Raw genomic sequence first — 17,245 nt, forward strand, 5'->3', positions numbered from 1 at the left:
ATCACCGAGAATTCAGCACTTGGATTTACTGGGATTTTTCCATTGTTTTTCCGGAAAATTCAGCCGCCACAATGCCGCCATATCGGTGCCCGGCAGCCGCCCCAAACAGGCCAGAACTCTATCATCCTATGGTATGAAAGACATCATACCTTGGGATGATGGCGTTGCTTTCACCCACAAGGGGGATACCGCTCCTTTTCAGACCGCGTCAGTCTTTACCTCATCCCGGATCACTCCCGATCCCTTCAAACCGAAAAGAGAACGCGACATGACCCTTACACGCAAAGCACTGAACAAAGCCGTTCGCACATTTGTAACAGATGAAGACGGTGCAACCGCCATTGAATACGGCCTGTTTGCCGCCCTTGTGGGTGCCGTGATCGTAACCTCCGTTGCACTGTTGGGCAAACAAAGTGACGAAGGCTTCAGCACCATGAGTTCCGCACTGACAGATGCCGGCATTACAGGCACAAGCGATTAATCAAAGCGGTAAACCAGATGGTTTGCGCATGCGGCCGACGAGTCCGCATGCGCACCGTTACTCCAGCTTTTGTTACTTTGCCCGAGGCGAGATTTGATGACCCATTCATCCTCACAAAATGCAGCAACCGCAACTCTGGCCGCATATGTCTGTACCGACCAAGGTGCCGAGGTTGCCCGCGCCGTTGTTGATCTGGCCGCCTGTGATCAAAGCGCGATGCATGGTGGTGGCCTTGGGGGCGCTGCGCGCCTTTGTACCGGCGCACAGATAGCAAAAACCATTATCACCGAAATGGGCAACATGTCACTGGACGCCGCCTGTGAAAGCGTGAGCGAAATCTGCCAGACAGGCGCCAATGTGGTCGTTCTGGGCGACCGGTCGGACCTTGGTACCTACCGCGCCCTGCTCAATGCGGGCGCTACCGAATATTTTGCCTTTCCCGTATCACCAGAAGAAATCATGGCCGCGAACAGCCGGGCTGCACCGCGCATCCAGGATCCGGCACCCGCTGTTGAAACCCGACTGGGAACAAGTATCGGTGTCGTGGGATGCAATGGCGGTGTAGGCGCCAGCCTCTTGGCACAAAGCCTTGCCTTTCATGCTTCAGCAGCAAAAGGACCAAACCTGCGAACAGCCCTGATCGACGCAGATCTGAGGTTTGGAACACAGGCAATAGATCTGGATTGCAAGGACACGCGCGGTTTGCAAGAGGCCCTGTCAACACCCGATCGGATCGACCCGACTTTCCTCGGGGCAACGATGGAACAGTTGAACGACCGGCTGGCGCTCTATGCGCAACAGGTCCATCCAAGCCAAAGTACAGAAAAATTGAACGTTGCATTTCCTCATCTGATTGATGCCCTGAAATCGAATTTCGAGGCGGTAGTTGTGGATGTACCACGCGCCGCCCTGCTTCAGCAGAGCGATTATGCCACGGTATTTGATACCTTGGTTCTTGTGATGCCGGCGGGATATGCCGGCGTGAATGTCGCAAGCTGGATGATCACGCTTCTGAAATCCCAGGCGCCCAACCTGAAAATTCTTCCTGTCCTGTCGGAATTCCGTCAGGATGCAAAGCTGTCGCGTGGGGACATCGAAAAGGCGATCGGCCATGACATGGCCGCCATCATTCCCAATAGTGAGGCCGCGATCCGCAAGGCACATCGTGCCGCCAAACCACTGGTAGAGATGCAACCGCGCAGCCCACATGCAAAGGCAACCCGCAGCCTTTGGAACCTGGCTGTCGCACCCGTCAAAAAAGAAGAAAAACCTCAACAGCGTAGCGCCCGCGCTGGGTTCTTTCAGAGAGCCCCCGCATGACATTGCATGTGAATCAACCTTCTATGCGCGACGCTGTTGCGCAAGTCGTTGAAATCGCCAAACAAATCAACGCAGACGGCTTTAGCGCTGAAGACCGGGCAAATTCTGCCGTGTCTTTTGTCGTTGAACAGGGCGAATTCCACTGGCCTCTCGCCCTGCAACGTCAGATTCTGGCCGAAGCCATCTCCATGCTTGAACCTGATGCGCCAAGACCTGTACCCGCTGCCGCGCCTCTTGAGCTGACAACGCAGATGCAGGTCCCCGAGCAGCCCCCTGTTCATCAGGCCGCACCTTCGCCACGGCAAACGGCGCCGGCCCGGCCTGCGCCCGCCGCTACACCTTCAATGAAATTGCTGACGCTTGCCAACGAGGTCGTGCATTCGCTGCTTGAGTTCCTGGACTTCACTGAATTGGCTTCCAAACCGCGCGAAGAACAAGAAAGCCTGATCCGTTCCGGTATCGAAGCCTTGTCAGCCAAGAACAAACTGCATCTGAACGGACGCGAGGTTTCGGAACTTGTTTCTGCCGTACTGGCAGACATGCTGGGCCTTGGTCCCCTCGAAGCCCTGCTTGCGGACGACCGGATCACCGACATCATGGTAAACGGTCCCGACAAGATCTATGTCGAACGCGGTGGCAAGCTTGAGCTGACAGACATTCGTTTCCGCGACAACGCCCATGTTTTTGCCGTGGCAAGCCGGATTGTTTCGGCCATCGGGCGGCGGATTGATGAATCCCAGCCAATGGTCGATGCGCGCCTTGCCGATGGCAGTCGCGTGAACATTGCCGTGCCACCACTGGCCATCGACGGACCGACAATCACCATCCGTAAATTCCCCTCGGCGCCCGTGAAACTCGACGATCTCATTGAAGGGGGCAGCCTCACATCGCAAATGGGCCGCTTTCTGTCCCTGGCGGCTTATCTGCGCCTGAATGTTCTTGTGTCAGGTGGCACCGGGTCTGGCAAAACCACCCTGATGAACGCCATGTCCGGCTTTATTCCCGAAGGCGAGCGGATCGTGACCATCGAGGACGCCGCCGAACTGCGCTTTCAGCAAAGCCATGTCGTGCGCTTTGAAACCCGCCCCCCCAACGTCGAAGGGGTTGGCGAGATCACGATGCGCACACTGGTACGCAACGCACTGCGCATGCGCCCTGACCGCATCATCATCGGCGAGGTACGCGGCGATGAAGTCCTGGACCTGTTGCAGGCGATGAACACCGGCCATGACGGATCCATGAGCACGCTGCACGCCAACTCTCCCGCCGAAGCGCTGACCCGCGTTGAAAGCATGGCAGCACTGGCAGGCTTTGCACCCGGTGACGGTGTCGTGCGCCGACAGCTTGCTGATGCCGTACATCTGATTGTGCAGGTTTCGCGAATGCGCGACGGCAAGCGGCGCGTCACCTCGATTTCCGAAGTTGCCGGCATCTCAGGCGATGTCATCACTCTACAGGAATTGTTTACCTTCCGCACCGATCCGGCAAGCACGCGAGTCAAGGTGACCGGTGAACATATCTATTCCGGCTATCGGCCAAACTTTGCCAGCCGCGCCGCCGACTACGGTGTCGCTGACGAACTTGATGCAATCCTGGGGAACTGAAGATGTCTGTCATGACCATCTCCCTTATCGTCGGTTTTATCCTGAACGCGGCCTTGTTGCTGTTCGGTTTCATTCTTGCCGATCGCCAGCGCCGTCGCCATCTTGCCAGATTGAACCGCGCCGCACAGGGTGAAGTCACCGCCGAGTCCGTAAAATTGATGGGTAAGAAACGTCCAAAGACACGGCCCACCAATCGTGTCGAACGCATCATTGCTTTCATCGAACGCCAGCTCGACCAGACCAGCCTCAGCCTGAGCGTGTCGGAGTTGTTGATTCAACTCGGCCTCGGCTTGCTAGGTGTTTATGCGTTGACCGTTTTGGTGGTCGGTATCCATCCCCTGCTTGCGCTGCCTGTTGCGGCTTGCGTCGTCCTTGGTGTGCTGATGTCCGTGCTGAACATTGCCCAGACCCGTTACAAAAAGGCATTTGCCGCCGATCTCCCTGAAGCGCTTGATATTTTTGCACGGGGCCTGCGTGCGGGGCGTCCGGTTATGGATTCGATGGCCATAGTCGTCGATAACTCCAAGGGGCCGATCCTGCACGAATTCACCCGCTGTCATGATGAAGTGCGCATGGGCACCTCCCTGCCAGAAAGCCTTGACCGGTTAAGCCTGCGATTGCCTTTGCCCGAAGTGACATTCTTTGCGGTTTCAACCTCGTTGCAGGCGGAAACAGGTGGCAACCTCATCGAAACGATGGAGAACCTGGCTTCCCAACTGCGTAACCGCCGGCAATTGCGCAAAAAGGCCCGCGCCCTGTCATCAGAAGCCCGGGCGAGCGCAACGATCCTCGCCGCACTGCCTTTTGCCGTTGCCCTGGTACTGGCGGTGTTGAACGGCAGCTACCTTGAACCGCTTTACGCAGATCCCAGAGGACAGGTTATGTCACTTGCCGCGATCACAAGTGTTGGTCTTGGTGTCTTTATCATGTTGCGGATGGGGAAGCTCAATGTCTGACTCATTGTTACAGGTTTTCTGGATGGCCTTCACTGGTCTCACATCGGCAATGCTTGCATTGGCGGCATTATATTATTCCGAACGTCAGAGAAGCCTTCGCGCAGCACGCCTGCGCCGTGCGAACGGATCTGAACAGGCGCGCAGTGGTGCAAGGTCGCAAGGTTCTGACAAATTGTTCAACAGCTTCACCGCCCGGCTGCGTCATGTCATTGTCACGGTGGGCGAACGTCTTGCCGTGGTGCTGGGCGGTGAGGCGCGTGAAACCGCGGCAGAACTTTCCTCGGCCGGGTATCGCAGCCGCGATGCATTGCTGATCTATGCTTTCCTCAAGACTGTTCTACCCCTTGGTGCCCTGGTGGGCGGTCTGATCTGGGTCGCCGCAACAAAGGATTTTGACATCGACATGCTGATGCCTGTCGCAATTGTCATTGGCTCTGCCCTGGCCCTGTCAAAGGGCGTTGATCTCTTTGTCGACTTCCGCCGCAAGAGGCGCCTTGACAGTATTCGCAACAGCTTTCCGGATATGCTTGAGTTGATTGTCATTACATCCGAAGCCGGTCTTGGTCCACAGCCTGCCCTGCACCGCGTCGCACATGAGTTGTCCCTGTCCCACCCCGAACTGGCACAGGAAGTCTTGCAAATGGTGTCAGAGATGGCGATGACCAATGACTATCGCAGCGCATATGAAAAGCTGAACCAACGTGTACCCCTGCCGGAAATCGGCGTATTTACCCAGACCCTGGATCAATCGGACCGGTATGGCACACCCTTCGCACGGGCGATGCGCACATTGATCACAGAACAACGTAGCAATCGGTTGATGGCGGTTGAGGAAAAGGCCGCGCGGCTACCGGTTCTCATGACCCTGCCGTTGATCTTCTGCATCATGCCGGCGGTCTTTGTCGTTCTTGTAGGTCCGGCCGGATTAAGCGTTTTTGACAACATCATTGCGGGTAGATGAGACATAAAATGACCTATAACCCGATCTCGTTTCTCAACACCTTCCGCCGGGACCAATCCGGTGCCGTTGCCATCGAATTCGTTCTGATTGCGCCTTTGCTGTTCGGGCTGGTGTTCGGCATCATAGTTATCGGATACTTCATCGGCGTCAGCCACTCTGTCGCGCAACTTGCTACTGACGCAGTGCGCGCATCCGTGGCGGGACTAGACATGCAGGAACGTACCGAATTGGCTGCCGCCTATCTGGCAGATGCCAGCCTCAAATATCCACTGTTGATACAGGAGTCGGTCAGCCCACAGATTATCACCAGCGATGCGAATCCCCCCAGCATGACCGTCAATGTCACCTACGAAATCGACGGATCCGTACTGGCCATTGCAAACAGCTTTCTGGGACTCAACATTGCAGATATCAAGGGGAGTTCCTTCCTTGCCTATTAAGCCAAACCTGTGGACGTCCTTTGCCCGCGAGGAAAGCGGCGCCGTTGCGGTGATCGTATCCTTGCTGCTGACTGTGCTGATCGGTTTCGTGGCCCTCGGTGTCGATGTTGCAGCACTGTACCGCGAACGCGCCAAACTACAGTCAGACGGTGATCTGGCCGCGATGAGCAGTGTCATAGATACGGATTCAGCCAATGCCCGCGCGATACATGCGCTTGGCCAAAACGACCGGGGCAGCGAGACACTGAACACGCTTCAGACGGGACGTTTTCTGCGCAATCCCGAAGTGGCACGAGAAGACCGGTTTACGCCGCTTCCTGCCGGTAGCCCGGGCATCAACTCTGTATTTCTCACCCTGCAGGATGATGCACCCCTGCACTTTGCCAAGATTTTCACCGACGAAGATACCTTGCAGCTGACTCGCAGTTCGACAGCGATACGGACCGGCGCGGCTAGTTTCTCCTTGAACAGCAACATCATCCGTCTGGACGAAGGCGGGCTGAATTCACTGCTGTCCGAGACTCTGGGTGCAGAGGTTTCGCTCACCGCAGGAGAAATCGAGATGTTGGCAGATGCCGAGGTCAACATCGGAGATCTCCTTAATGATCTGGATCAACGCATCGGCAATGCCGCACGCAATCCGGCGGCAATTCTGGATGCACAGACCAATGCCGGGCAGGTCCTGGCATCATTGCAAAGCCTGCTGCCTTCCAGTGTGGCAGGCCTGATTGGTGAAATCGCATCCGGAGGGGCGTCATTTGGGCTTCCGATTGAGGCGATCATCGGCGGGATCGATACCGAACTTGGCCTGACGGCGATCGAATTTGCCTCCGAAATCGAATTATCCGCTCTTGATATTGTACAAGCGGTTGCCAGTTCCAAAGCCTACCAACTTGAAATGGGGCTTTCGGCCGATGTGTCCGTACCTGGCGTCACTTCGGTCACCACCCGTCTTGCGGCAGGTGAACCACCTGCCAGATCCGGATGGGTCGCTCTTGGTGAGGAAGACGTGCAATTGCATCGTGCGGCTGTACGATTGGAAACCAATATCGATTTGGTGCCTGACCTTCTGGGCGATCTTGGCGTCGGCATCTCCGCAACCCGTTTGAACGTCCCGCTCTACGTAGAGGTAGCCGGAGCAACCGCAACCCTGGATGAAATCAACTGTGCTTCCCCAGAGACAGAGGCGGTTGCCACGCGTTTCACGACCGATTCAACGCCACTAAGCCCGGAGAATGGCACCTCTGTCGCGGCACTCTATCTGGGCGCAATCAATGAAGACATGTTCAACAGCGGCCCAATCGCCCCCTCTTCGGTGGATTTTGCCGACATCTTGGATGTGACGCTTCGCATCGAACTGCCCTTGTTGCCGGACATCGTGATCGCCGGTGTCACCATTCAGGCCCGTTCCAACGTCGCCCTGGGCCAATCGCAAACAGAGGAAATCACCTTTACCCGTGCAGAGGTGAAGGCGGGCAATACGACCAAATACTTCGGTTCGGGTGATTTGCTATCTTCGGGAATTTCAAGCCTGCTGTCACCGGCCAACACAGAACTGCGCGTGAAGCCGGGACAAGAAGGATTGATCTCGGGTTTGGCGGCACCATTGGTGACAACGCTTCTTGCCGTGTTGCCCGGCCAGTTGCTGACAACGCTCGCGGGGCCACTTGATACCGTGGTCGATTCCGCATTGAACAGCCTGGGGATCCGGCTGGGCGAAGGAGAGTTGGAACTGACCGGCCATCACTGCGAATTGGTGAGGTTGGTACAGTGAGTATAGGCAAACAGCAGACGCAAAAAAAGCGTGCCAGACTCGGCACGCTTTTTGAAAAGGGTCGCTCAGGCTTTCAGTTTTACAAAATCAACGAATTTAGTACGACCAACAAGCGGCAAGATGTTGCGTGTGAAAAACGGTTCCTTCTTGCCCATTTGTTCTTCATTCGAAGCATTCGCCATGGCGCAGACCTCATCGGTCACAAATGCAATCAACTGATACCGCGAACCCAGCCCCGATTTCTGATAAATGCTGCCAAGTTGCGATTTGACCGTCGCAATGGCACATCCGCGCATTTCTGCAACCTCACTGTTAGAAAACCCTTTGGCGACAAAAATGGCAACATCCGCTTCTGCTTTTGACAATCCCCAGTCACGTGCATTGCGTGCGATGACGCTTTCCTTGGCGGCTGGTGTCCCTTCACCCGGTGCGAGCCGTTGAATGCGTTCACCTTCAATATAGGATTTCATCTGCTTGAAACAAAAATAGGCGACGCCGCTGGTCAGCGCGAAGAACAAGGCGAACAAACCCAATATCGTTGCAATGCCGGTGCTGAGCGGGTCCAGAAAGTAGCTGACTACGAATGATGTTTTCAGTGCTGCCACACCAAAAACGAGGAAGAAACCGGAAACCACATAACGTACCATTTGAGACCCCTACTTTGCCTGGTTAAGTTAGGAGAGCATTTTCGCGATAATTGTGTCTAATTCATGTCACTTTTAAAGATTTCAACTTATAGCGGCCAATTTTACCCCTGAAAATGGGGTAAAACCTGCTGCGATTCGGGAAAAATACCTGAAAACACCACTCTGCCGCCGATGCCGGGCGTCATTGGAATGGACCCGCCCATCGCAACGCGGCGCGCCCTGACCGGGATATGCGCCGCGATCGAACCCCTCAGGATAAGCCGATCAAGAATCTAATACCACTTTGCGACCGGGGGCAAACTCATCAGAACCGCCTCGGGATCGTGCCCTGTTTCCAGGCCAAATTTTGTCCCGCGGTCATAGACAAGGTTATATTCCGCATATAGCCCGCGATGCTGTAACTGGGTGTCCCTATCCGCATCGCTCCAGGCCTGGATCCGGCGTTTGTCGACAACCGGGACAAATGCCGGCAGGAACGCAGCACCGACATCTTGCGTCAGTTTGAAATCAGCATCCCAATCGCCGGTGTTCCGATCATCATAGAAAATGCCCCCTACCCCACGCGCCCGCTTGCGATGCGGGATGTAAAAATACTCATCCGCCCAGGCCTTCAGCTCGTCATACAGGGTGGCGCCATGCGGGTCACAGGCCCCTTTCATCGCAGCATGAAAATGTGCCGTGTCTTCCTCATATTCGATACAGGGGTTCAAATCGGCCCCGCCACCGAACCACCAGGCATGCGGCGTCCAGAACATGCGCGTGTTCATGTGAACCGCCGGGGCGTGCGGGTTCTGCATATGCGCCACCAGTGAAATGCCCGATGCCCAGAACCTGGGATCATTCTGCATACCTGGGATTCCCTTGCGGGCGGCCATCGCGGATTGCGCGCGTTCCCCCAGGGTGCCGTAGACGGTAGAGATATTGACCCCGACCTTTTCAAAGACGCGGCCACCACGCATCACGCTCATCTCACCGCCGCCTGCATCGGTGCCGTCATCAGAACCGCGGGTGGTTTTGCGAACCTCGAACCGCCCGGCAGGTGCGCTGCTATCGTGGCGATCTTCCAATGCGTGAAATGCCCCGACAATTTCGTCGCGCAATTGACGAAACCAGTGTGAGGCTTGGCTTTTTTCGGTTTCAAGGTTTTTTGTCATGATGAACTTTTCTCAGTCTGCTTCAATTCCTGCCTAACGTCGGCTTTCAAAAGTTTAAATGGAAAGTCAGACCTTTGTATTTGATCTGGATCACCTGTCAGTCTGGGTTGTTCCAGGGTATCAGTACAGGGATGTCGGGCCTGATACAGGACTAAAACACATTAGTCATTGCATTTTGCACCAAATGAAGTCTATTTGTCGGCTTAAGGGGGTCAAAACCTCCAATGAGGCAGTGTAACGATTCCCGGCACAAACTTTTGTGGACGGTCGGGATTTGCAAGAAACAGGAGGCGCATCCACGGCAGCAGTTATCCCAATGCTATAAATCAAAGGGCCCGCGCGGCGGCAACCACACGAGCCCTCATGTAAAACGTCAGCTTTGCTACTGTCCGTCTTTTCATCTTCGACAGTACCAAAGCCATCGAATCACTGCAAGCCTTGCTTCGCAGGAGAGGAGGTTTTGTGCCTGATATTCTAGAAACAGACCCTAAGAAAGGGTTTGTCGCCCTGCCCGCTTCGGTCTTTGACCTTGATCTGTCTCCGGGTGCCTTTCGAACACTTGCCGAACTGTGCCGGATGGCAAACCTTGAGGGACAATGCTGGCCCTCACTTGCGCAGCTGGGAAAGCGGCTTGGCCGTTCCCGCGCCGCAGTGTCCGGCTACATCGCGGAATTGCGTGATGCCTCATTGATTGAAACAGAGACCCAGAAAATGGCGAATGGGTACAATTACAGGCTGCGCTATTGCGTCATCTTCTGGAAGTCCTGGCGCAAACAACTGAGCCAATCTTCTGAACGCAGTGTTAAACCTGTTGAACGCCCGTTAAGAACTAAAAATCAGAGTCATAAAAATCAGAGTCCTGTAGATGAGATTTCTGGGGAATTGGTCCCGTCCTGGAAAGACCTTGTTGGACGTGCTCCCTATCCAAGCTTCGAAAGATGGCCCAGCGAAACCCTGCTGGCAACAACACGAGATCGGGTAGCGACAGGAAAGACGGATATATCCGCGGATATAATCCCAGCTTTCGAGGCATTTCTGCATGAAAAAGGAATAAAGCCCCAAAGTCTTTGCATTGAAGCACGCAGAACCTTGCGAAGCGGTTTGATTTATGAACATCAGGTAACGCATTTCATTTCCATAATGAACAATCTATGGAAGCCCCATTGGGCAAAACCGCCATCGGCCACTCAATTGCAGAGAATTCTCAAGGAACTGCCTGCCAGAAACGGACCTGAGGCCGAGTGCAAACTTCTTGCTTCTTACCTGAAGCGCTGGAAAACATATTCTTCGAGCTTGTCCTCCCGGCCCTCTGCGGCCAAGGTGGCAGCATAACAAAAGCAATATATCCGCGGATATAAACATGGCGTATTAATCTGATGGCATACGGGCAATTCGAACAGTTTATCCGCAATCTTGGCCGCGTAATGAGCCAGGTAAACACAAAGCTGCAGCGTGATTTGACGATGCGTAGCCGCGTTTCCCGCCGTTTTTCGATGACGGAAGTGGCGGAGTTTCTGGCTGTTGATGCAACCTATCTCACCCGCATCGACAAGGACGAACCCTCGTTCCCCGAAGGAAAGCGGTCCGGACGCGAGCGCAGCTTTTCCCCGTCGGAAATCATGCAGATCAGGGGGATCCTTGCCAGCCGTCCAGGCGCGCGGCGAGAGCATCTATACTGGCGTCAGGCAGGGGATCCGATAAAGGTAATCACCTTTGGTGCACAGAAGGGCGGAACCGGCAAGTCGTTGACTGCGGCACATTTCGCCCAATACCTTTCGCTTTTTTACGGTTTGCGGGTGGGTATAATCGATGCGGACCCCCAGGCGACCGCCAGCCTCTACTTTGCTGATGCCGAATTGCCGCTGTTCTCACCGGACACCGCGACCTTGGCCGAGTTCATGGGTGTGGATGATCCGGGCAGCACAGAATTGAGCCAGCGTTCCGACGCCGAGATTGACGCGATCTGGCGCCCTACCCCGTGGCCCGGCACGCGGTTGATTCCAGGTGGTGCGAATATCCAGAATGGTGACATCAGTCTGTTCTTCTTGTCGCAAGGGGCGCGCGTGCCGGTCTATCGGGTACTGCGCGATGCAATTGCACGCTGGGTTGATGCCAATCCCCCGTCCCTTCGCGCTGCTGACCTGCGGGATGCAGACGGGGCCTTTGATGCCGCTAAGTTTGACAGCGCTCTTAACGAAACGCTCGATGTGATCGTGATTGATCAACAACCTTCTCTTACACTGATGCAATTGAATGGATTGGTCGCGGCGGATTCTGTGGTCATTCCACAAACGATGAAGGGTTTTGATCTGGCGACGTTGGCAACTTATGTCGGGAATATCGGTGAATATCTGGACTTTATCATGAGTTTCGAAAGTGATCTGGAGGTTGGCGCAGGGGAACACATTGTTTTGCCGACCATTGTACAGGAACAAAATAATCAGGATACGGACCAAATACTCGATCTGTACAAACGTTCCCCGCGTGAGATCAGCCAGGTTTGGTACAGCCGGTCAGACGCGATTGCAAATGCGGCCGAGGAATACAAAAGCATTTATGAGTATCTGCCTCCGCGCAGCCGACGGACCAGCGCCAAGGCCTTTATGACAAATGCCAATGCCGTGAACGATATGTTGGTCACACGATGCCTGCCGCATTTGCCGCCACGGGGGTTTGCGCAGACATTTATTGATGAAAGGTGGAACTGATGGCACGCAAACGTAAACTGGAAGGAGCCGCGGTAACACCTGCTGTTGAGCCGCCTCAGGCGGACGCCCCCGCGATGGGTGGCATGTGGGGCGGTTCAGCCATGAACATGCTCAAACAACGTCTGTCCGATACCCGCGAGAGCATTGCCAAGGGTGTGGTGAACGGTACTTTGGCGCTTGAGTTGAAGACCCGACAGATCCTTGACCATGCAGGTACCGATCGATTGGGAGACTGGAAAAAGGACGCCGAGTTTCTGGCTTTGGTTGAGAATATCAAACGACGCGGGCAGGTGCAGCCGATCCGTGTGCGCCCGCTCAAGAAGGACTGGAAACCGCAACTGGATTACCCGTTGCAGTCTGCTGATACCTTTGTGATCCAATCGGGGCGCCGTCGATTGGCGGCCTGTGAGGCATTGGGGATCAAGGTCAAGGCCGTGGTCGCTACGGAAAGCGGTGATCGTGCGCTTGCCGACCTTGAGGAACGTTTTCACGAAAACACGATGCGCAAGAATCTCAGCGGGTTTGAGGAATTGCTTTCGATCGGGGTGCTGGCTGACGCTTTGACAGATCTGACCCAGGAAGAGGTCGCAGCACGTCTGGGAGTCGCCCAGGGTGATGTGTCGCTTGGCCGGGCCTGCGCCGAGATGCATGACCGGATTGTGGCGGAAGTGGACATTGCCACGACCCCCAAACGAGAGTTTCGCAAGATCATTCCGCAGTTGCGGGCAAAGGAAAAGAAACCGGCATCCAAACCAAAGTCCAAACCAGAAGTGGTTGAGGTGAACCGTGCGGGATTGAAAGTGACAATCAAACCCGCCAGTGGCGGGCTGTCTGTCGCGGTAAAGACCGGCAAAGAGGTGGATCAGAAGTGGCTCGCGGCCCAGATAGCAGACCTGTTGTCAGAATGATCGCGTGTTCAAACAGGCTCTAATTGTCGTAATAGGCACTATATGCCGCATAGCTGTCGCCATAGCCATACCGCTTCATCTGGCGTGCATTGATCTGACTAAGTACCAGTCCGGAGACCTTGATGTTGACATCTTCTAGTGATTTCAGCCCTTCACGGACCTGACGGTGTGAGGTGCTGTCCCATTTGACGGTATAAATGATGGCATCGACAACCTGTCCAATGATCCGCGCATCCGGCACGGCGAGTACCGGTGGTGTGTCAACGATGATGTAATCATATTGCAAGCGTGCTTCGTCAAGTAGATTGGCAAAACGCCGGGATGAGAAAATATCAGCGGCATTGGTTGTGGCCTTTTCACCGACAAGAATATCCGCCCCGAGTTCAGGGATTTCGATCGTTGCATCGGCCAGGGAAAGATCTCCCGACAGGACAGAGAGAAGGCCGGGTTGATCCGTTACATCAAAATACTGACCGAACACGCGCCGCCGGATATCGCCTTCGATCAGCAGGACACGTTTGCCCAGGCCGGTAAGGTTCTGTGTCAGAGCAAGCGATTGTGTTGTCTTGCCTTCCTGAGGAATGGAAGAAGTGGACATGATGATTTGCGGCGGGTGATCAAGATTGGATAATAGGATCGAAGTGCGCATGTTGCGGATTGCTTCTGCCGCTGCAGAGGTTGGTTTGTCCGTGAGATATTTCAGCACGTTCTTGCGACGGCGTGCCGGAATGGCAGGGATCTGGCCGATAACCGTATACCCGGTATGGTTTTCAAGTTCAGCAACATCCCGGAAGGTTGTCTGCGCAAGCTCTTTGCCAAGGACGAGGCCGGCACCTAGCATTGCGCCCAAAACGAGGGACAGTGCGAGGATCCTTGATTTGCGCGGGGCCGAAGGGCTATGGGGCACAACTGCGCGAGAAAGCATGCGGCTGTCGGCCTGTTGAATGCCTTGCTGGACGCTGGTTTCCTTCAGGCGGCCCAGGAAGAACTCATAGATCAAGCGGCTTGCCTCAGCTTCGCGCTGAAGTTGCTGCAACTGGACAAGATCGGAGGACTGATCGCTGATTTGTTGCTCCTGTCCTTTTACAGTGGCTTCCAACGCTTCGATCTGTTGATCGGCGCGAGAAACGTCAACCTGCGCACGCGTAAGAATTTGGTCGAAGCGAGCTTCAAAAGCGGTTGTATCGGGGTTGGCATCGCCACTGTCTTGCATGATTTGCAAGACGCGATTGAGTGTTGGATCGTTTACAACTCGGGCCATTTCAGCAAGATCATTGGATGCCTTTGCTTGCTCCAGCTCTTGAAGGCGCGTAACAGACACTGCCTTGTTTGTTATGGTCTCTTTCAGACGATCTCGAAGCTCTTTGATCTGACGGTTCAGCCCGACCAGGGCTTCGGGGCTGACCAATTGGGCGCTTGCATTAAAGTCTTTAACCTTGGCTTCGGCCTCTTCAAGCTGGACCTGTAGCTCTGATACCCGTTGGGTCAGCCATGTTGTGGCCTGTTCAGTGGCGTTGAACTTTGTTTCGAGTTGTTCAAGGATGTAGAGTTCCGCGAGGGCATTTGCCATTGCGGCGGATTTTTCAGCTTGCTGGGTTGTCACGGTAATTGTGAAAACATAACTTTGTCTTATATTTGAGACGCTTATCGAGGAAAACACGGCATCGATTACAGAATCGAGCACCTTGCGATCTGAGGGCGGGCTTTGTGGAAGCTGATCGGTCAGGATTTTTGATTTGATAAACGCCACAAGGGATGAGACCGAGACCTTTGGTTTAGGACGTAATCTTCCATTGAACTCAGGGTCTTCGAGTAAATTCAGCCGATAGACCAGTTTCTCAAGCAACCCTCGAGATCGTATCACTTCGACCTCCGTGTTGATCGTTGCTTGATCGCCGGAAAGCCCAGTGACAACGCTTTCAATGTCGACCGTTTGATCTTGTCTGCTTTCCAGAGTGACTGTTGATTTTGAGGTGTATACCGGGACCGCCATGACATAGGCGTACCACCCACCGATCAAGACACCGATTAATGCTGTCAGCATGATCCAGAATTTACCGCGCCAGACCGTACGCGCTAACTGGTTGAGATCAATTTCATCGTTATCAGTTGAGTGTATATTTGGGATCATCGCTTGATTCGTCGGATTTACAGGGTTCACAAGTTTACTCATTAGCTAAAACTGTCGGCGCCTGCTTCCCACAGGTTGCAAATAAAGGCAATGTTGCAATAATAACTGCCATATTGTTTCCCTGCCTTCGACAGTCTGGCGGAAAGTTGCCAAAGCGAACTGCGCAACCCTTGCAATAAATGCATGTTATTGCATGCAAGTCGTAGTTGCTGATAGTGAAGTGAAAAATTGACAGGAATTCAGTCGCAATGATTTTGTTAGAGCCAGAACGGTTGTCTCGGCGCGAAAAACGGATCGTTTTCTTGTTGATGGACTGTCTGTTGGTTCCGATCAGCCTCTATGCTGGTTTCGCATTGCGCTATGGCTCTGCAAGACCGTGGGAGTTCCTGTCGTCCAGCCTGTTGCTTTTCCCGTTGATGACGGGGATCGGTGTTGTCGCGGCTTATGTGCTCAAATTGGACCGGATCAAGTTGCATGCCTTTGAAACAAACGCTGTTTCGCGCATCGGTGTGGCATCTGTGGTGCTTTCAGTCAGTGCAATTATTTTCAGCTATTTGCTTGGGTTGGATGGGCCGCGTTCTGTCCCGCTGATTTTTGGGATCATTTTCTTTTGTCTGGCGGTTGTAACGCGGCTTGCGGCTTTGTCGGTGCTCAGGTGGGCGGCTCACCGCGATGTTAATCAAAAACGCGTGGCCATCTATGGGGCAGGGGCGGCTGGCATACAACTTGCTTCTGCCTTGCGTCAGGCCCAGGAAGCGCGCCCGATGTTCTTTGTCGATGACAACCCCAGCTTGAACGGACTGATGATTTCAGGCTTGCAGGTCTATAGCCCCAGCGTTCTGGAAGCGCAGCTGAGCAGGCAGGATATTTCGCAGATCCTGTTGGCGGTGCCATCCCTGAGCAAGAGTCGCCGGACCGAGATAATCGAGAAACTCAAAACCTATGATGCCGAAGTCAAGGTGTTGCCGTCCTATATTGAATTGATGACCGGTAATGCATTTGCCGACAGTCTGCGTCCGGTCTCGCCGGACCAATTGCTGGGACGAGAGAACGTCGCGCTTGATACACCCGAGATTGCAAAGGCTTATGCGGGCAGGGTGGTAATGGTTACCGGGGCAGGGGGGTCCATCGGATCAGAGCTTTGTCGCCAATTGCTCAGTTGTAACCCCACCCGGATTATCCTTTTTGAACAAAGCGAATACCAGCTTTATACCATTGATCAGGAACTCAAGACCCTTGCGAACACGGCCGGTATCGAGGTGACTGCGCGTTTGGGTTCGGTCACCAACAAGGCACGCGTGTCGGGGGTGATCGCACGTGAAGGCGTCGAAATCATTTTGCACGCGGCGGCGTACAAACATGTACCTTTGGTCGAGGAAAACGAACTTGAAGGTGCTCGCAACAATGTGATGGGTACGCAAATCGTTGCCACGGCTGCTGCCGAAGCGAAGGTTGAACGTTTCATTCTTGTTTCGACTGACAAGGCTGTGCGCCCTACAAACATCATGGGTGCCACCAAACGCATGGCCGAACTGGTTATTCAGGACCTGCAGACGCGCAGCACCGCGACCAAGTTCTCGATGGTGCGTTTCGGCAATGTGTTGGGGTCTTCGGGGTCTGTGATTCCGTTGTTTCAGTCGCAGATTGCGAAGGGCGGGCCGATCACGGTGACCCACAAGGATGTCACGCGCTTTTTCATGACCATTCCCGAAGCGGCGCGATTGGTATTGCTGGCGGGTGCATTTGCCAAGGATGGTGATGTCTTCGTTCTTGATATGGGGACACCCAAAAAGATAATTGATATTGCTCATCAGATGGTTGCGCTCTCAGGTCGCAAGGTCAAGGACAGCGAAACCGGTGTTGGCGACATTGCAATCGAGATCACAGGCCTCCGGCCCGGCGAAAAATTGTATGAAGAACTGCTGATTGATGATGACAACTTGTTGCCGACACCTCACCCGAAAATTCTGCGCGCTCAAGAAGGGATGCTCAGTCAGATCGAAGTGGCTGCGATGCTGCGTGAATTACAGGCCGCAATCGTTGCAAGTGACGCCGACCGGTTGCGCAAGCTGATCATGGCCCGCGTCGAAGGTTTCCATGTTCAGAGTGAAGAAGTTCCTGCCGAGTAACGACCGGGGATGGGGCGGTGATTTTCTCTGGT

14 protein-coding genes are annotated in these 17,245 nt (G+C 54.4%); 11 read left to right on the top strand and 3 right to left on the bottom strand.

Translation table 11 applies throughout. From position 1 onward, the window contains the following. The first annotated feature begins 268 nt into the window (after positions 1–268). The 7 genes from OS190_RS18725 (at position 269) to OS190_RS18755 (ending at position 7,536) form a co-directional block, all read left to right on the top strand. Entirely contained in the window at positions 269–481 is a 213-nt protein-coding gene (locus OS190_RS18725; protein WP_267160229.1) for a Flp family type IVb pilin, read from the top strand. Positions 482–577: 96 nt separating this feature from the next. Then, positions 578–1,801, top strand: a complete 1,224-nt coding sequence (locus OS190_RS18730) for a CpaE/TadZ family protein (protein ID WP_267160230.1) — start codon at positions 578–580, stop codon at positions 1,799–1,801. After that, positions 1,798–3,405, top strand: coding sequence for a TadA family conjugal transfer-associated ATPase (locus OS190_RS18735; protein ID WP_267160231.1), 1,608 nt, complete (start codon positions 1,798–1,800; stop codon positions 3,403–3,405). The genes OS190_RS18730 and OS190_RS18735 overlap by 4 nt, the downstream gene beginning before the upstream one ends. Positions 3,406–3,416: 11 nt before the next feature. Beyond that, a complete protein-coding gene (locus tag OS190_RS18740; RefSeq protein WP_267160232.1) occupies positions 3,417–4,361 on the top strand; it encodes a type II secretion system F family protein in 945 nt (314 codons plus the stop codon). Next, positions 4,354–5,322 carry a type II secretion system F family protein gene (locus OS190_RS18745; protein WP_267160233.1) on the top strand — a complete coding sequence of 323 codons (969 nt, stop codon included), beginning with the start codon at positions 4,354–4,356 and terminating at the stop codon, positions 5,320–5,322. The genes OS190_RS18740 and OS190_RS18745 overlap by 8 nt, the downstream gene beginning before the upstream one ends. An 8-nt stretch (positions 5,323–5,330) precedes the next feature. Then, positions 5,331–5,762, top strand: a complete 432-nt coding sequence (locus tag OS190_RS18750; RefSeq protein WP_267160234.1) for a TadE/TadG family type IV pilus assembly protein — start codon at positions 5,331–5,333, stop codon at positions 5,760–5,762. Next, the gene (locus OS190_RS18755; RefSeq protein WP_267160235.1) at positions 5,752–7,536 is read left to right on the top strand and encodes a pilus assembly protein TadG-related protein; all 1,785 of its coding nucleotides are present in this window, start codon (positions 5,752–5,754) and stop codon (positions 7,534–7,536) included. Before OS190_RS18750 ends, OS190_RS18755 begins: the two co-directional genes overlap by 11 nt. A gap of 65 nt (positions 7,537–7,601) precedes the next feature. Here OS190_RS18755 and OS190_RS18760 read toward each other — a convergent pair whose 3' ends face one another. Together OS190_RS18760 and hemF are read right to left on the bottom strand one after the other, a co-directional pair. Further along, entirely contained in the window at positions 7,602–8,183 is a 582-nt protein-coding gene (locus OS190_RS18760) for a helix-turn-helix transcriptional regulator (RefSeq protein ID WP_267160236.1), read from the bottom strand. Between the two features lie 272 nt (positions 8,184–8,455). Then, entirely contained in the window at positions 8,456–9,337 is an 882-nt protein-coding gene (gene hemF / locus OS190_RS18765; protein ID WP_267160237.1) for an oxygen-dependent coproporphyrinogen oxidase, read from the bottom strand. A 462-nt stretch (positions 9,338–9,799) separates the two neighbouring features. On the opposite strand from hemF, the gene OS190_RS18770 reads away from it, so the two are divergent. Genes OS190_RS18770 through OS190_RS18780 form a run of 3 tightly spaced genes read left to right on the top strand, consistent with a single transcriptional unit; the run spans position 9,800 to position 12,953 of the window. Next, positions 9,800–10,669 (top strand): helix-turn-helix domain-containing protein, encoded by an 870-nt coding sequence (locus tag OS190_RS18770; protein WP_267160238.1) that lies wholly within the window; start codon positions 9,800–9,802, stop codon positions 10,667–10,669. Between the two features lie 44 nt (positions 10,670–10,713). Further along, positions 10,714–12,045 (top strand): AAA family ATPase, encoded by a 1,332-nt coding sequence (locus OS190_RS18775; RefSeq protein ID WP_267160239.1) that lies wholly within the window; start codon positions 10,714–10,716, stop codon positions 12,043–12,045. Next, positions 12,045–12,953, top strand: coding sequence for a ParB/RepB/Spo0J family partition protein (locus OS190_RS18780; protein WP_267160240.1), 909 nt, complete (start codon positions 12,045–12,047; stop codon positions 12,951–12,953). Before OS190_RS18775 ends, OS190_RS18780 begins: the two co-directional genes overlap by 1 nt. A 19-nt stretch (positions 12,954–12,972) precedes the next feature. Here OS190_RS18780 and OS190_RS18785 read toward each other — a convergent pair whose 3' ends face one another. Further along, positions 12,973–15,084, bottom strand: coding sequence for a GumC family protein (locus tag OS190_RS18785; protein WP_267160241.1), 2,112 nt, complete (start codon positions 15,082–15,084; stop codon positions 12,973–12,975). 248 nt (positions 15,085–15,332) lie between these two features. Between OS190_RS18785 and OS190_RS18790 the strand changes: the two genes are divergently transcribed. After that, positions 15,333–17,213, top strand: coding sequence for a polysaccharide biosynthesis protein (locus tag OS190_RS18790; protein WP_267160242.1), 1,881 nt, complete (start codon positions 15,333–15,335; stop codon positions 17,211–17,213). The last annotated feature ends 32 nt before the right edge of the window (positions 17,214–17,245 follow it).

It is taken from the genome of Sulfitobacter sp. F26204 (genome assembly GCF_026410305.1).
GTDB lineage: Bacteria > Pseudomonadota > Alphaproteobacteria > Rhodobacterales > Rhodobacteraceae > Sulfitobacter.

Coding starts and splice junctions, on each gene's coding strand:
- OS190_RS18725 (WP_267160229.1), top strand. CDS start 269: ATGACCCTTACACGCAAAGCACTGAACAAAGCCGTTCGCACATTTGTA.
- OS190_RS18730 (WP_267160230.1), top strand. CDS start 578: ATGACCCATTCATCCTCACAAAATGCAGCAACCGCAACTCTGGCCGCA.
- OS190_RS18735 (WP_267160231.1), top strand. CDS start 1,798: ATGACATTGCATGTGAATCAACCTTCTATGCGCGACGCTGTTGCGCAA.
- OS190_RS18740 (WP_267160232.1), top strand. CDS start 3,417: ATGACCATCTCCCTTATCGTCGGTTTTATCCTGAACGCGGCCTTGTTG.
- OS190_RS18745 (WP_267160233.1), top strand. CDS start 4,354: ATGTCTGACTCATTGTTACAGGTTTTCTGGATGGCCTTCACTGGTCTC.
- OS190_RS18750 (WP_267160234.1), top strand. CDS start 5,331: ATGACCTATAACCCGATCTCGTTTCTCAACACCTTCCGCCGGGACCAA.
- OS190_RS18760 (WP_267160236.1), bottom strand. CDS start 8,183: ATGGTACGTTATGTGGTTTCCGGTTTCTTCCTCGTTTTTGGTGTGGCA.
- hemF (WP_267160237.1), bottom strand. CDS start 9,337: ATGACAAAAAACCTTGAAACCGAAAAAAGCCAAGCCTCACACTGGTTT.
- OS190_RS18775 (WP_267160239.1), top strand. CDS start 10,714: ATGGCATACGGGCAATTCGAACAGTTTATCCGCAATCTTGGCCGCGTA.
- OS190_RS18780 (WP_267160240.1), top strand. CDS start 12,045: ATGGCACGCAAACGTAAACTGGAAGGAGCCGCGGTAACACCTGCTGTT.
- OS190_RS18785 (WP_267160241.1), bottom strand. CDS start 15,084: ATGATCCCAAATATACACTCAACTGATAACGATGAAATTGATCTCAAC.
- OS190_RS18790 (WP_267160242.1), top strand. CDS start 15,333: ATGATTTTGTTAGAGCCAGAACGGTTGTCTCGGCGCGAAAAACGGATC.